Genomic DNA, 17,066 nt, shown 5'->3' on the forward strand with positions numbered 1-17,066 from the left:
CCGAGCATCCAACTCCGCATACGACAACGACTCCCCCACCGACTCCACCGCCACCGCACCCGGAGTCCGCGCCACCTGCCCCGCGAACAACTCCGGGAATGTCAAAGCCTCCGGCACCTCACCACCCGACACACCCCCACCCGACAACCACTCCAGCTCCTCACCCGACAACACCGAACCCACCACACCCGACACACCACCGACCACCGACTCCAACACCCGCACCACACGAGCGGCGATCGACTCCACCACCCCCCGCCCGAACACATCCGGACGGAAGGACCAGTGGATGCTCATCTCGTCGCCGCGCTGCATCACGATCAGCCCGAGCGGGTAGTGCAGGGAGTCCTCGACGGCCGCGTCCACCACGCCGAGCTGCTGTGCGGAGCTCTCCAGGGCGGCCGCGTCGACCGGGTAGTTCTCGAACACGACGAGCGTGTCGAAGAGCTCCCCCGTGCCGGTGATGCGCTGCAGGTCGGTCAGGCCCAGGTACTGGTGGTCCAGCAGGGCGGACTGCTGCTCCTGCAGCCGGACCAGCACGTCCAGCAGCGGCTCCGTGTGCGGGACGCGGACCCGCACGGGCAGCGTGTTGATGAACAGGCCGACCATCTTCTCCACACCGGCCAGCTCCGGCGGTCGGCCCGAGACCGTGGCGCCGAAGACGACGTCCTCCCGGCCCGTGAGCGCGCCCAGCACCGCGCCCCAGGCGCCCTGGACCAGCGTGTTGACGGTCAGGCCGTGCTCGCGACCGACGGCGACCAGAGCGGAGACCAGGTCCTGGGGCAGGCGCTGCGTCCACCGCTGCGGCGCGGCGGTCGGGCGGTCCGCGCCCGCGGGGGCGAGCAGGGTCGGCTCGTCCACCCCGTCCAGTGCCGTGCGCCAGGCGTCCTCGGAGGCCTGCCGGTCCTGCGCCGCGAGCCAGCCGAGGTAGTCGCGGTAGGGGACCACCGCCGGCAGCGCGCCGTCGTCGCCGCGGCTCCCGTACAGCGCGAAGAGCTCCTCGACGAGCAGCGGCATGGACCAGCCGTCCACCGCGACGTGGTGCACGGTCAGGACGAAGCGGTTGCGGTCCTGGGCGAGCCGGATCAGGGTGCAGCGGATCAGGGGGGAGCGCTCCAGGTCGAACCGCTCGGCGCGGTCCTCGGCGAGCAGGCGCGCGACGGCGGCGTCCGCCGCGCTCGGGTCGAGGCCGGTCAGGTCGACCTCGTTCCAGGGCAGCTCGGCCGTGCGCGGGACGACCTGGAGCACCTGGCCCGCGTCCCCGGTGACGAAGCGGGCGCGCAGGTTGTCGTGCCGGCGCAGGAGGGCCTCGGCGGCGGCCCGCAGGGCGGGCCCGTCCACCGTCCCCTCCAGTTCGAGGGCGGACTGGATGGTGTAGACGTCCGCCTCCGCGGCGTCGTAGAGGCCGTGGAAGTGGAGCCCCCGCTGGAGCGGGGAGAGCGGCAGGACGTCCGCGAGCCCGCCGGGCGCGGCCTCCAGCCGGTCGATCTCGCTCTGGGACACCGTGACGAGCGGCAGGTCGGACGGCGTCAGGCCGCCGAGGTCCGCGGTGCGGGCGAGGGCGGCGAGGTCGCGCAACGCCTGGAACCAGAGCCGGGCGATCTCGCCCACCTCGGCGTCCGTCAGCAGCTCGGCCGGCCACGTCCAGGACGCCACCAGGCGCTGCCCGTCGGGGTGCGCGACGGCCGCGGCGTCGAGTTCCAGGGTGTGGGCGAGCGGCAGGCCGGCGTCGACGCCGTCGCCGAGGTCGCGCACCCGCACCGTGTCCGCGTCGGCGAGGTCGGCGGGGTCCGCCGCGCCCACGCGGCCCAGGTAGTTGAAGCCGATCTGCGGCGTCGGGTGGGCGGCGAGCTCGCGGGCGGTCTCCGGGTTGAGGTGGCGCAGCAGGCCGTAGCCGAGGCCCTTGTCCGGGATCGCGCGCAGCTGTTCCTTGACCTCCTTCAGCGCGCCGGCGAGGGACGGGGCCCGCGGGTCCAGCGACACCGGGTAGGCGCTGGTGAACCAGCCCACCGTGCGGGACAGGTCGAGGCCCTCGGCGATCTCCTCGCGACCGTGGCCCTCCAGGGCGACCAGGACGGCGCCGGCGTCACCGAGCCCGCGCTCGCGGCGCCAGCGGGCGACGGCGAGCGCGAGGGCCGTCAACAGCACGTCCTCGACACCGGCGTTGAACGCCTCCGGCAGCGTGCCGAGCAGCGGCTCGGACACGTCCGCCGCCAGCGTCGCCGTGAGCCGGCGACCGCTGCCCACCACGTCGTGCGCCGGGTCCACCCGGCGCGCGGCCAGCAGCGGATCCGCCGTGCCCGCGACCGTCTTCCACAGTTCCAGCTCGGCCGTGCGGTGCGGCGCGGACGCCTCGTCGGTCAGCAGCCGGGTCCAGCCGCGCAGGGAGGTGCCCACCGGGTCCAGTCGTACGGGTCGCCCCTCGCGGACGGCTTCGAGGGCGGCGGCCAGGTCCGGGAGCAGGATGCGCCAGGAGACCCCGTCGACCGAGAAGTGGTGCGCGACGAGGGCCAGTTCACCCGGCTCATCGGCCCCCCGGTCGAACCAGAGCGCCTCCAGCATCCGCCCGGCGGCCGGGTCCAGGCGCAGGACGGCGTCCCGCACCTCCCGCGCCGCGTCCGCGTCCGCGCCCGCGACCCGGCGCACGTGGTCCTCGGCGCGTACGGCGCCGACCGCGGCGGCCTCCAGGGACCACGCGGCGTCCGAGCCCCGGGTCAGCCGCAGCCGCAGGGCGTCGTGCCCGTCGAGCAGCGCCTGCACGGCGGTCCGGACGCCGGCCTCGTCGAGCCCCGCCGGAACCGGCAGGGACATCGTCTGGTGGAAGGTCCCGAGGGACCCGCCCAGGTCCAGCTGCGCGTGCATCGCCGGCGTCAGCGGGAGGGGCCCCACGCCGTCGTCCGCGGTCGTACGGGTGGCCCGTGCGCCCGGGTCGAGCGCGGCCAGGCGCGCCGGCGTCCGGTGCGCGAAGATCTCCCGCAGCGTGAGGGTCAGCCCGGCCTTGCGGGCGCGGTGGGCCAGTTGGATGGAGCTGATGCTGTCGCCGCCGAGCGCGAAGAAGCTGTCGTGCACGCCGGCCGCGGTGATGCCGAGGACCTCGGCGAAGAGCGCGCAGAGCGTTTCCTCGCGCGCGCCGCGCGGCGCGCGCGGCGCCTCTCCCGGTCCTTCCGGCTCCCCCGCCCCGTGCTCTTCGGCGTCCGGGGCCGGCCGGGCGGCCGGGACCAGGCGCGCACGGTCGGCGGCGGAGAACAGTTCGAGGGCGCCCACCTCCCGCCCGGGCTCGTGCGCGAAGACCTCCAGGAGGCCGAGGAAGCGGTCGAGGACCTCGCGGGCGGCGTCCGCGGAGAAGAGGTCCTGGCGGTGGTCGAGGCGGACCTCCATCCGCTCGCCGCGGACGGTGCTCTCCAGGTTGAGGGCGTAGTGGGTGGCGTCGTTGGTCGCGGCCGAGACGGCGCCCATGCGCGCCGCCGAGTCCCGCAGGCCGTCCGCGTCGACGGGGAAGTTGGCGAAGATCGTCATGGCGTCGAAGAGCTCGCCGACGCCGGCGGCCTGCTGGATGGCGGCCAGCCCGAGGTGCTTGTACGGGAGCAGCTCGGCCTGGGCGTCCTGCAGCCGGCGGACCTGCTCGCGCAGGGGCAGGGCGCCGTCGATCCGCAGCCGGACCGGGACGGTGTTGATGAACAGGCCGACCATGCTCTCGACGCCGGGCACCTCCGGCGGGCGGCCGGAGACGGTCTCGCCGAACACCACGTCGGAGCGGCCGGTCAGGCTGCCCAGGACCAGGCCCCAGGCCGTTTGGACCACGCTGCTCAGCGTGAGGCCGAGGGAGCGGGCCCGTGCGGTCAGGGCGCCGGCCAACTCGGTCGGCACGGCGTGGAGCAGCTTGCCGGGCAGCGCGGCCGCCGGGGCGGCGCCGGCCGGGGCGACCCGCGTGGGGCCGTCGATCCCGTCCAGGGCCCGGCGCCAGGCGGCTGCGGCCTCGGCCTCGTCCTGCCGCGCCAGCCAGGAGAGGTAGGTGCTGTACGGGGTGACCGGCGCCAGGCCGGTCGGGTCCGCGCCGTTGTCGTACAGGGCCATGAGCTCGCCGAGCACGAGCGGCATGGACCAGCCGTCCAGCACGATGTGGTGCGCGGTGACCGCGAAGCGGTACTCCTCGTCGGCCAGGCGCACCAGCGTGAAGCGCAGCGGGGGGACGGCCAGGTCGAACCGGCGCGTGCGGTCCGCGTGCAGCAGCCGGGACAGCTCGGCTTCGCGTTCCGCGTCGGTGGCGATCCCGCCGAGGTCCACCTCGGTCCATTCGGGCTCGACCTCGCGCAGGATCACCTGGACCGGCTCGCCGTTCTTGCGGTTGCGGAAGCTGGCCCGCAACGCGTCGTGGCGGTGCAGCACGGCCCGTACGGCGCCGAGCAGGAGCCCGGCGTCGACGGCGCTGCGCAGGTCCAGGGTCATCTGGAGCACGTACACGTCGCTGTCGGCGTCGCCCCCGTCGTAGAGGGCGTGGAAGAGCATGCCCTTCTGCAGCGGAGCCAGCGGCCAGATGTCGACGAATCCCGGCTTTGTCACGTCGCTCGTTCCATTCATCAGCTCAGACCACTCTCGAATTCGTCGATCTCGTCCTGTGACAGGGAGAGCAGGGACAGGTCGGACGGCGTGAAGCCGCCGGCCGCGGGGAGTTCCGCGTGCGTGACCAGGCCGTGCAGCGCCTCGAACCAGAGCTCCGCCAGCTCCTGTACGTCCTCCCGGGCGAACAGCGCGTCCGGCCAGGTCCAGCGGGCGTGCAGGCGCACTCCGTCGGTGCCCCGGACCGCCTCGGCCGAGAGGGTCAGGGCGTGGCGCAGCGGCGTGTGCGCGGGGCCGCCCGTGGCGGTCGGCCGCGGCCGGTCCTCGGGGGGCTGGTAGGTGAAGCCGATCTGGGGTTCGGGGTGACCGGCGAGCTTGCGGGCCGTCTCGGGGTTGTGGTGGCGCAGCAGCCCGTAGCCGAGCCCGCCGTCCGCGATCGCGCGCAGTTGTTCCTTGACCGCCTTCAGCGCGGTGCCCAGGGCCGGGTCGCCGGAGCGCACCTCGTCCGGCGAGAGGTCACCGGGGTCGAGGGCCGCCGGGTATCGGGCGGCGAACCGCCCGACCGTCCGGGAGACGTCGATTCCCTCGGCGAGCGGCACGCGGCCCGTGCCCTCCAGGGCGACCAGCACCGCGCTGCCGTCACCGACGCCCCGTTCGCGGCGCCATCGGGCGACGGCGAGGGCGAGTCCGGTCAGGAGCACGTCCTCGACGTCGGCGTTGAACGCCTGCGCGACCCGTCCCAGCAGCGGCTCGGCCACGCCGGCGGGCAGCGTGAGCTCCGTCTCGCGCGCCGATCCCCGCACGTCGGCGGCGGGGTTCAGCGGGCGGTCGGCGAGCAGCGGGTCGTCGGTCGCCACGATCTCCCGCCACAGCGGGAGCTCCGCCACCCGGGACGGCTCCAGGGCCGCCCCGGCGAGCGCGCGCGCCCAGCTGCCGTACGGGGTCGCCGCGGGGGCGGGCGCCACGGGCCGGCCGGCCCCGGCGGCCTCCCAGGCCGCTTCGAGGTCCTGCCGCAGGACCCCTGCGGACGCCTCATCGGCGGCCAACCGGTGCGTAATGAGCGCCAGTTGCCCGGCGGTGTCGGATCCGGCATCGAACCAGACGGCCGTCACGACCACGCCGTCCGCCGGCGCCAGCCGCCGCACCGCCGCCGCGACCTCCTCGTCCACCTGGGCCGCGTCCCGGGCGGCGACCCGGGTGATCAGGTCCTCCGCACGGACCGAGGCGGCCGCGGCCACCTCCAGCGACCAGCCGGACTCGGTGTCGGGCGTCACCCGCAGCCGCAGCGCGTCGTGGCGGTCCAGGAGGGACCGCACCGCCGCGCGCACCGCCTCCTGCCCCACGCCCGCCGGTACGGGGAGGAGTTGCACGCGGTGCCCCGTGTCCTCGGGCGCGTCGCGCCCGAGGAGCGCGAGCACCGGTGCGGTGAGCGGCAGCCCGCCCGCCGCGTCCTCGGACCGTTCGCGGGCTACGGCGTCCGCGTCCTGCTGGGGCATCCGGGCGAGCGCGCGTGCGGTCTTGTGCTTGAACACGTCGCGCAGGCCGATCCGCACACCGGATTCGCGGGCCCGGCCGGCCAGTTGGATGGCCATGATGCTGTCGCCGCCCAGTGCGAAGAAGTCCTCCTCCGGTCCCGCGCCCTCGATCCGCAGCACCTCGGCGAACAGCCCCGCAAGGAGCTCCTCGCGCCGGCGCACCTCGGGGGTCGGCGCTCCCGGCCCGGCCGGTTCCGTGTCCTCGCCGGACCGTCCGGCCAGCACCAGGCGCTCCAGGAGCGCCGGCCGCACCGCGGCCCACCAGCGGGCGGGCGCGTCGCCACCGGTGCCACGCACCGGTGCGTCGGCGCCGGCCGCCAGGCCCTCCAGCACGCCCCGCAGGGCGTCCAGGAGCGCGGTGATCTCGGCTCCGCTGAACATGTCGGGCCGGTACCCGATCCGGCAGTGCAGCGCGGTTCCGTCCAGACCGGCGTCGAGGGTGATCGGGAAGTGCGAGTTGTCGCCGTTCATCTCGACGTCGACGGCCCGCAGTCCGTCACCGCCGTCACCGAAGCCGGCGCCGTCCGCCGGCGTGTTCTGGAAGACCAGCAGCGTGTCGAAGAGCTCTCCCGTCCCGATCGACCTCTGGAGGTCCATCAGGCGCACGAACTGGTGGTTCATCAGGTCCACCTGCCGGTCGGCGAGGTCGCGCAGGAACCGCGCGACCGTGGCCCCGGGCTCGACGCGGACGCGGACCGGGACGGTGTTGATGAACTGGCCCACCATCCGCTCGATGCCGGGCACCTCGGGCGGCCGCCCGGAGACCACCGCGCCGAAGACGACGTCGTCGCGCCCGGTGATCCGGCTCAGGAGCAGTCCCCACGCCCCCTGCACCACGGTGTTCATCGTGAAGCCGTGCCGTGCGGCGAGCGCCGCGAGGCGAGCGGTCGCGTCGCCCGGCATCATCAGGGAGACCTTCTCCGGCACGACGGGCGGCCGGTCGGGGTCGGCGGGAGCCAACAGGGTCGGCTCGCCGAGGCCGGCCAGTTCGCGCGCCCAGGCGGCGTCCGAGGCGGACCGGTCCCGGGCCGCCAGCCAGCCGAGGTAGTCGCGGTAGGCGGGGACGGGGGGCAGCTGCGCCGCGTCGCCGCCGGCCCGGTAGATCCGGACGAGTTCGCCGATGAGGATCGGGGTCGACCAGCCGTCCAGCAGCAGGTGGTGGAAGGTCATCACCATGCGGTGGCGTTCCGGGGCCAGGCGCAGCAGCGCGCACCGCAGCAGCGGGGGCCGGTCGAGGTCGAAGCGGCGGGCCGCCGCCTCCTCCATGACCCGGGCCACCTCCGTCGTGCGCTCGGCGTCGCCCAGGGCGCTCAGGTCGATGTCCTCCCAGGGCAGCCGGTTCTCGCCCAGCAGGAACTGGACGGGCTGGGCGAGCCCTTCGTGGGCGAAGCCGACGCCCAGGTTCGCGTGGCGGTGCAGCAGGGCCCCTACGGAGCGGCGCAGGACGCTCGCGTCGAGCGGCCCCTCCAGGTCGAGCCCGAACTGGACGGTGTAGACGTCCGGCCCCAGGTCGTTGTAGAGGCTGTGGAAGACCAGCCCCTCCTGGAGCGGGGTGAGCGGGAGGACGTCGACCAGGGCGGGCCGGCCCGCTTCCAGGTGCTCGATCTCCTGCTGGCTGAGGTCCACCAGCGGGAAGTCGGCGGGCGTGCGCCCGCCGCCGCCCGCACGTCCCGCGTGGGCGACCAGCGCCGCCAGCGCGCGCTCCCAGTCGTGGGCCAGCCGGAGCACGTCCTGCTCGGTGAGCACCGCGTCGGGCCAGGTCCAGCGGACGGACAGGCGGGGACCGTCGGCGTGGTCGACGACGGCCGCTTCGATGCGCAGGGCGTGGCCGAGCGGTGCGTCCGGGTGGTCGCCGGCGCCGTGCGGCGCCGTGTCCGCGAAGCGGCCCTGGTAGGCGAACCGGATCTCCGGCTCGGCGTGGCGGGCGAGCAGCGGCACGGTCTGCGGGTTGACGTGGCGCAGCAGCCCGTAGCCCACGCCGTGGGCGGGGACGCCGGCGAGCCGTTCCTTGGTCGACTTGAGCACCGAGGCGATCCGGTCGCCCTCCGGGAGGGTGCCTCCGGGTGCGGGGACGTCCAGGAGCAGCGGGTGCGTCACGGTGAACCAGCCGGCCGTGCGGGACGGCTCCGGCTCAGGCGTCGCGGCCCGGCCGTCCCGGTCCAGGGTCACCAGGACACCGGCCCCGGTCTCCTGGCCGCGGCGGCCGCGGTGCTCGCCGACCGCGGCGGCCACCGCCGCGAGCAGGACGTCCGCCACGCCGGTGGCGAAGCGCGCCGTGACCTGGTCGAGGAGCGGCGTCGTCGCGGCGGCCGGGAGCACGCGCTCGAGGCTGCGGGCCGTACGGGTCAGGTCACGAGCGGGATCGAGGGGGCGGTCGGCGAAGGGCGGGGCGGGGGCGCCGAGCACGGCGTCCCAGTACGGGAGTTCCTCCAGGAGGTCGGGTGCGGCCGCCTTCCGGGCCAACTCCTGCGCCCACGCCCGGTAGCTGCGGCCGAGCGGGGCGGCCTCGCCCTCCCCGAGGGCGCGCACGTCGTCCGCCAGGACGGCGAGGGAGCCCTCGTCCGCCGCCAGCCGGTGCACGACGAGGAGGAGCCGGTGGGTCGTCCCGGGGCCGGCGTCGAACCAGACCGCCTGCGCCACGACCGCGTCCTGCGGCGCGAGCCGGGTCCGGGCGGCCGCGGCCTGCTCGCGGACGACGGCGTCGACGTCGTCCTCGCCCAGCCCCTGGACGTCGACGCGCAGCGGCGTCAGGTCCACGGCGCCGCCCCGGGGCAGCGCCTCCAGGCTCCACAGGAGGTTGCCCGCGCGGCGGGTGAGGCGCAGCCGCAGCGCGTCGTGGCGGTCCACCAGGGCGCGCAGGGCCGCGCCGATCCGCTGCGCGTCCCAGTCGGCCGGCAGGGGGACCAGGGCCGTGCCGCTGAGCTGCTCGAAGGCGCCGCCGCGCTCGCGCAGCAGGTGCATGGCCGGGGTGAGGGGGATCTCCCCGACGCCCGCGTCGTCGTCGGGGTGGGCGTCGGTGTCGCCGTCGGCCTCGTCCGTCAGGACGACGGCGACCGCAGCGAGCTCTTCGACGGTGCGCCGGCGCAGTACGTCGGCGGCCGTGAATTCGAGTCCCGCCTCGCGGGCGCGGCTGACCAGCTGGATGGAGACGATGCTGTCCCCGCCCAGCTCGAAGAAGCTGTCGTCGATGCCGACATCGGCCACGCCGAGCACCTCCGCGACGAGTCGGCAGAGCGCGGTCTCCTTCGCGTCGCGCGGCGCGCGGCCCTGGGGCCGGACGCCGAAGTCGGGTTCCGGCAGGGCCTTGCGGTCCACCTTGCCGTTGGCGCTGAGCGGGAGCTCCGCCAGCGTCGTGTAGGCGACGGGGACCATGTACTCGGGCAGGCGGGCCGCGAGGTGCTCGCGGAGCAGCTCCGCCTTCGGCGCCCGGGACCCCTTGGTGACGACGTAGGCGACCAGTTGCTGTCGGCCCGCGGCGTCCTCGTGGACGAGCACGGCCGCGTCGGCGACCTTCGGGTAGGTCGCGAGCGCCGATTCGATCTCGCCGAGCTCGATGCGGAAGCCGCGGAGCTTGACCTGGTCGTCGGAGCGGCCGACGAACTCCAGCTCGCCGCCGGCGTTCCAGCGCACGACGTCGCCGGTGCGGTAGAGGCGCTCGCCGGGCGCCCCGAACGGGTCGGCCACGAACCGCTCCGCCGTCAGGGCCGGCCGGTCGAGGTAGCCCCGGGCCAGTCCGGCCCCCGCGAGGTACAGTTCGCCGGCCGTGCCGGGCGGTACGGGTCGCAGCGTGCCGTCGAGGACGTAGAGGCGGGCGTTCCACAGCGGCCGGCCGATGGGGGCCGGGCCGTCCCCGGTGAGCGCGCCGCTCATCGTGGCGTACACCATCGCCTCGGTCGGTCCGTAGGCGTTGATCAGGCGCCGGCCCCGTGACCAGCGCGCCACGTGGTGCGGCGCGATGGGTTCGCCGCCGGTGACCATGGTGCGCAGCGTGGGCAGTTCGACGTCCGGCAGGGTGGAGATGACGCCCGCGGTCGTGTGCAGGTGGGTGATGCCGTGCCGCTCGATGAGCGTGGCCAGCTCCTGCCCCACGGGGGAACGGTGGCCCTCGGGCAGGACCAGTGCGGCGCCGCTCAGCAGGGAGAGCGCCAGGTCTCCGACGGACACGTCGAAGCTCGGGGAGACGGACTGCAGGACCCGGGCGTCCGGCCCGCCCCGCAGGTTCTCCCGCTGCGCGCCGATCATGCTCGCGAATCCGGTGTGGGTGACCACGACGCCCTTGGGGCGGCCGGTGGAGCCCGAGGTGTAGATGACGTACGCGGGGTGGGTCACGGACAGCGGTGCGGTGCGGTCCCGGTCGGTCGGGTCGGTGACGGGCATCGCGGCCAGCGCGGTACGGGTCCCGGGCGCGTCGGTGACCACCGCGCCGGCGGCCCAGGAGGGCTGGTCCCCGGCGGTGTCCCCGGCGGTCTCCCGGGTGGTCAGCACCAGCGCCGCCGCCGCGTCCCGCACGGTGAACCCGATGCGTTCGGCGGGGTACCCGGGGTCCACCGGCAGGTAGGCCGCGCCCGCCTTGAGCACGCCGAGCGTGGCCGCGATCCAGTCGACGGACCGCGGCACCACGACGGCGACCCGCTGTTCGGGGCCGATGCCCCTCGCGATGAGGAAGTGGGCCCACTGGTTGGCGAGCGCGTTGAGCTCGCCGTAGGTCAGCGACCGGTCGCCGCAGACCAGTGCCACCCGTTCGGGGTCGCTCGCGACGTGCGCTTCGAAGAGGGCCGGGAAGGTGGCCGCTGCGACCGGACGCCCGGTGGTGTGCCACTCCTCCAGGACCTGGCGGCGCTCCGCGGCCGAGAGCAGGTCGAGCTGGCCGACGGGCCGGCCGGGGTCCGCGGAGGCCGCGTCGAGCAGCGTCACGAACCGTCGCACCAGCTCCTCGACACCGGCGCGGTCGAAGACGTCCGTCCGGTAGTCCACGCGACCGGCGAGGCCGGCGGGGGCGCCGTTCTCGTCGTGTTCCTCGCCGAGCTCCACGCCCAGTTCGAGCTTGGACGAGGCCAGCTCCACGGTTTCGACGCCGACCGTCAGACCCGGCAGCTCCAGCCGGGCGGCCCGGTTGTTCTGGAAGGAGAGGAAGACCTGGAACAGGGGGCTGTGCGCCACGGAGCGCTCGGCGCCCAGGTGGTCGACGAGCCGCTCGAAGGGCACGTCCTGGTGGGCGTAGGCGGCCAGGTCCGCGGCCCGTACCCGGGCCACCAGCTCGGCGAAGGTGGGGTCGCCGGAGACGTCGGTCCGCAGCACCAGGGTGTTGACGAAGAATCCGACGAGGTCGTCGAGGGCCTGGTCCGTGCGGCCGGCGACGGCGGTTCCGATCGGGATGTCGGTGCCGGAGCCCAGTCGGCTCAGCAGCGTGGCGAGGCCCGCCTGCACGACCATGAAGAGACTGGCCTGGTGGGCGCGGGCCAGGTCGGCGAGGCGCGCGTGCAGGGCGGCGTCGACGGTGAACTCGAAGGATCCGCCGCGGTGGCTCACCTCGGGCCCGGGCGGCAGGCTGGAGGGGAGCTCCAGTTCCGCGGGCGCCCCGGCCATCGTGGTCTCCCAGAAGTCCAGTTGGCGCGAGATGAGGCTGTCGGGGTCCTCTTCGCTGCCCAGCAGTTCCCGCTGCCACAGGGTGTAGTCCGCGTACTGCACGGGCAGCGGGGCGAACTCGGGTGCGCGCCCTTCCCTGCGGGCCGCGTAGGCCACGGAGAGGTCCCTGGCGAGCGGGCCGTTCGACCAGCCGTCGGTGGCTATGTGGTGGACGCTCAGGAGCAGTACGTGCTCGGTGTCCGAGAGGACGAACAGGGTGGCGCGCAGCGGGAGTTGGACCGCCAGGTCGAATCCCCGCTCGGCGGCCGCGCGCATCGCCTCGGGCAGGTCCTCCTCGGTGGTGCGCACGCTCTCCACGGGCACGACCGCCGCGGCCGGGTCCAGGACGGACTGTCGCGGCCGGCCACCCTCCTCGGGGAAGACGGTGCGCAGGCTCTCGTGTCGCGCGACGAGGTCCGCCAGCGCGCCGGTCAGCGCCGGTCGGTCCAGGGCGCCGGACAGCCTGATGCCGATGGGGATGTTGTAGGTACTGCTCTCGCCCTCCAGCCGGCCGAGGAACCACAGGCGGCGCTGGGCGTACGACAGCGGGATCTGGGCGGGTCGTTCACGCACGTCGAGGGCGGGCCGGTCGCGGTGGCCGGGGGTGATCTCCGCCGCCAGCAGGGCGGGCGTGGGGGCGTCGAAGACGGCCCGCACGTCCACCTCGGTGCGGAAGGCCGCCCGCACCCGGCTGAGCAGCCGGATCGCGCTCAGCGAGTTCCCGCCGAGGGCGAAGAAGTCGTCGTCCACGCCGATCTGCGGCACCTGCAGGACCTGGGCGAACAGGCCGCACAGGATCTCCTCCTGCGGGGTCCGGGCGATGCCCTCGACCGCGGCGGTGGTGAACTCGGGTGCGGGCAGGGCCGCGCGGTCGAGCTTGCCGTTCGGGGTCAGGGGCAGCGCGTCCAGCAGGACGACCGCGTCCGGGACCATGTACTCCGGCAGCAGGCCGGCGACCCGCTCGCGCACGGCCTGCCCGTCGACCACGGCTCCGGGCCCGGGCACGACGTACGCGACGAGCTGCTGGGCGTCGGGCCGGTCGGTGCGGACGACCACGGTCTGCGCGGCGACGCCGGGGTGGGCGGCGACGGCGGCGACGATCTCGCCGAGTTCGATGCGGTGGCCCCGGACCTTGACCTGGTCGTCGGCGCGGCCGACGAAGACCAGGTTCCCGTCCGGCTGGCGGCGCACCACGTCGCCGGTCCGGTACATCCGTTCCCCGGCCGGGCCGAAGGGGTCGGCGACGAACCGTTCGGCGGTCAGGGCCGCCCGGTTCAGGTAGCCCCGGGCCAGGCACGGTCCGGCGACGAACAGCTCGCCCGGCGTGCCCACGGGTGCGGGCCGCAGGTTCGCGTCCAGCACGTAGGCCCGTACGTTGCCCTGCGGGCGGCCCATGGGGACCGGGCCGGAGGGCACGGCGGCCCCCGGCTCGATGCGGTACTCGGTGACGTTCACCGTGGCCTCGGTGGGCCCGTAGACGTTCCAGACGGTCGCGTGCGGGTGGCGCTCGCGCCACGGCGCCAGCGCCTCGCCCACGAGCGCCTCGCCGCCGAGGAGCAGTTCGGTCGTCGGGGAGTACTCCCGCGGCAGGGCGCCGAGCAGCGGCAGGTGGCTGGGGGTGGCCTTCATGAAGGTGCACGGCGTCGCGGCCAGGCGCGCGGTGAGCGCCGCGTCCTCGGCCAGGTCGCCGATGACCACCGCGCCCCCGACGGTCAGGGGGGTGAACAGCGCGGTGACGGTGAGGTCGAAGGAGACCGGCGAGTGCAGCAGTGCGACGCCCGCGGCTCCCGGGTAGAGACGGCCGGTCCAGCGGAGGTAGTCGACGACGCTGCGGTGGCTGACCACCACGCCCTTCGGCTGCCCGGTGGAACCGGAGGTGTAGATGACGTAGGCGGGGTTCTCGCTGGTCAGGGGTGCGGTGCGGGCCGCGTCGACGGGGTCGGCGGTGGGGCGCAGCGCGAGGGCGGCGACCGTGGCCGGGGCGTCGAGGAGGAGCCGTTCGACACCGGTGTCCGGCAGCCGGGAGGCCACCTCGCCGGTGGTGACCACCAGCCGCGGCGCGGAGTCCGTCAGCACGTAGCGGATGCGCTCCCGCGGATGGGCGGGGTCGACCGGAACGTAGGCCGCCCCGGACTTCAGGACCGCGAGGAGGGCCACGACGAGCTCCGCGGACCGCTCGACGGCCACGGCGACGAACGTCTCCGGTCCGGCGCCCCGGGCGATCAGCTCGTGGGCGAGCCGGTTCGCCCGCGCGTTCAGCTCGCCGTAGGTGAGCTCGCCCGCACCGGACACCAGGGCCGGGGCGTCCGGCGTACGGGCCGCCTGGTCCTGGATCAGCTCGGTGACGGCCGCGTCGGAGGCGGAGGTGAGCGGGCCGTTCCACCCCTGGGTCAGCCGTTCCCGTTCGGCCCCGTCGAGGGTGTCGAGCCGACCGACCGGCAGCTCCGGGGTGGCGGCGACGGCCTCCAGCACCCGGCGCATCTGGCCGACGACGTCCCGGGCCGCGTCCGCGTCGAAGAGGTCCGGACGGTAGTACCAGTTCAGGACGGTCCGTCGGCCCTCGTGCATCACCACCATGCCGAGCGGGTAGTGGTTGTCGCCCCGGGTGTCCACCTGGGAGAGGGTGAGGCCGTGCACCGGCGGCTGCCCGTCCTGGGCTTCCGGGGGGAAGTTCTCGAAGACGACGGCCGTGTCGAACAGGGTGCCGAGGCCGGCGATCTGCTGCAGCTCGGAGAGTCCGAGGTAGTGGTACGCGAGGAGGTCCACCCGCTGCTCCTGCACCCGGGCCAGGGTGTCGATCAGCGAGAGCGCGGGGTCGAGGCGGACCCGTACGGGCACGGTGTTGCTGAAGAGGCCGACCATCGATTCGACGCCGGGCAGCTCGGGCGGCCGGCCGGAGACCGTTTCGCCGAAGAGCACGTCGTCCCGCCCGGTGAGCCGCGACAGTACGATCCCCCACGCGCCCTGGACGACGGCGTTCATCGTCAGCCCGTGCGCACGGGCCCGCTCGCCGAGCGCGGCCGACAGCTCCGGCGGCAGCTGGTCCACCACGCGCCCGGGCAGTACGGACTCGCCGGCCGCGGCGCCGGGGGCGACCAGGGTGGGCTCGTCCACTCCGGCCAGTGCGGTGCGCCAGGCGGCCACCGCCTCGCTCCGGTCCTGGGCGGCGAGATGGGCGAGGAAGTTCTTGTAGGGGGCGACCGGGGGCAGGGTGGCGGCGTCGCCGTGGTGCCCGTACAGCTCGAAGAGCTCCGCGGCCAGCACGGGTGCCGACCAGCCGTCGAGCAGCAGGTGGTGCGCGGCGAACAGCAGCCGGTGGAGGTCCTCGCCCAGCCGGATGAGCGTGAAGCGCAGCAGCGGCGGGCGCTGCGGATCGAAGCGTCGGCCGCGTTCCTCGGTCAGCAGCCGGTCCAGGGCGGCTTCCTGTTCCGCGCCCGCCAGATCGCTGAAGTCCAGGTCCTGCCAGGCGAGTTCGACCCGGTCCGGGATGAGCTGTACGGGTCGCCCGTCCGCCGTGTAGTGGAATCCGGCGCGCAGGCTGTCGTGGCGGACCAGCAGCCCGCGCACGGCCGCGCGCATCGCCTCGACGTCCAGGCTCCCGCGCACGTCCACGGCGAGCCGCGTGATGTAGACGTCCTCGGCCCGCTGGTCGTAGGCGGTGTGGAAGAGCAGGCCCTCCTGGAGCGGGGAGAGCGGCAGCACGTCGATCAGGCCGGGCTGGGCCGCCTCCAGCGCGTGGATGTCGTCCTGCGTCAGGGCCACCAGGGGCAGGTCGGAGGGGGTGAATCCGCCGCCGGCCGTGGGCCGCTCGGTGTGGGCGACCAGGGCTTCCAGGACCCTCGTCCACAGCTGCGCCAGCTCGCGCACGTCCTGCTCGGCGAGCAGGTCCCCCGGCCAGGTCCAGGTGGCGCCGAGCCGCGGCCCGTCGGCGTGCGTCATCGTCACGGCGTTGACGGAGAGGGTGTGGGGCAGGGCCGTGTCCCGGTCCGCGCCGCCGCCGAGACCGCCCTGGTCCGCGTCGGTGGCGGAGCCCAGGTGGCCCAGGTAGTTGAAGCCGATCTGCGGCTCGGAGAACTTCGCGAGGGCGACGGCGCTGCGGGGGTTGAGGTAGCGCAGCAGGCCGTAGCCGATGCCGTTGTCGGGAATCGCCCGCAGCTGCTCCTTGACCGCCTTCAGGGCCGTGGCCAGGGCGGGGCCGGCCGCCTCGATCTGCGCGGCCCCGACGGTGCCGGGGTCCAGGCGCACGGGGTACAGGCTGGTGAACCACCCCACCGTGCGGGAGAGGTCGACGTCCGGGGCGATCTCCTCGCGCCCGTGTCCCTCCAGCCCGACGAGCACGGCGGAGCCGTCGCCCCGGCCCCTGCCCCGGCGCCACTCGGCGACGGCGATGGCCAGGGCGGTCAGCAGGACGTCGTTGGCGCCGGCGCGGAAGGCGGCGGGGACCTTGCCGAGCAGGGGCTCGGTGACGGCCGCGGGCAGCTCGACGGTGAGGTGCCCGGCCCGGGCGAGGGTGTCCCGCGCGGGATCCAGGGGACGGTCGGTGAGCAGCGGGTCCGGGGTGGACAGGACGTCCCGCCACAGGGGCAGTTCCCGGATGCGGGCCGGCTCGCCGGCGGCCGCCGCGAGGTGCTGGGCCCAGCGGCGGAAGGAGGTGCCGACGGGCTCCAGCTCCAGCGGACGGCCCGCGAGGGCGGCGGCGAGGGCCTGCTCCAGCTCGGGGAGCAGGATGCGCCACGACACCCCGTCGACGGCCAGGTGGTGGATGACCAGCAGAAGTCGGCCGACGGCGCGCGGTCCGGCGTCGAACCAGACGGCCTGCACCATGGTGCCGGCGCCGGGGGCGAGCCGCTGCTGCGCGGCGGCGAACTCGTCCTCGGTCAGGGCGGCCAGTGCTTCGGCGTCCAGACCCGCCACGTCGACGCGGTGCAGGAGGTCGGCGGCCGGGACCGCGCCGCGCGGCGCGACCTCCAGGGCCCAGTCCTCCAGGTCCTCGACGTCCTCGATCCGGGTCAGCCGCAGCCGCAGCGCGTCGTGGTGGTCCAGGAAGGCCTGGAGGACCTCGGCGAGCTGCTGGCGCCCCAGGCCCGCGGGCACGGGGACGGGCATGGCCTGGTTGAACTGGTCGACCGGACCGCCGCGTTCGCTGAACCAGTGGATGACGGGGGTGAGGGGAACTCCGCCGATTCCGTCGTCGGCCGATCCGCGAACGGGTGCGGCGGCCTCCTTGGCGACAGCCACGAGGGCCTCCACTGTTTTGTGTGTGAATACGTCCCGGGGACTGAAATGCAACCCCGCCTTACGCGCCCGACCCACCAACTGGATCGAAATGATGCTGTCGCCACCCAACTC

The 17,066-nt window shown here is 74.9% G+C and carries 2 protein-coding genes and 1 pseudogene; all 3 read right to left on the reverse strand.

Features of this window, described 5'->3' with window-relative positions; translation table 11 throughout:
- On the reverse strand, nt 1-4,560 hold a 4,560-nt coding region (locus ACZ4UB_RS38910), incomplete at its 3' end, for a condensation domain-containing protein (protein WP_468077923.1).
- Between the two features lie 17 nt (nt 4,561-4,577).
- A complete protein-coding gene (locus ACZ4UB_RS38915; RefSeq protein WP_468077925.1) occupies nt 4,578-16,955 on the reverse strand; it encodes an amino acid adenylation domain-containing protein in 12,378 nt (4,125 codons plus the stop codon).
- Between the two features lie 6 nt (nt 16,956-16,961).
- Nucleotides 16,962-17,063, reverse strand: a pseudogene (locus ACZ4UB_RS38920) (phosphopantetheine-binding protein); the annotation flags it as partial.
- Nucleotides 17,064-17,066: the final 3 nt, after the last annotated feature.

It is taken from the genome of Streptomyces sp. NPDC028419 (genome assembly GCF_055565515.1).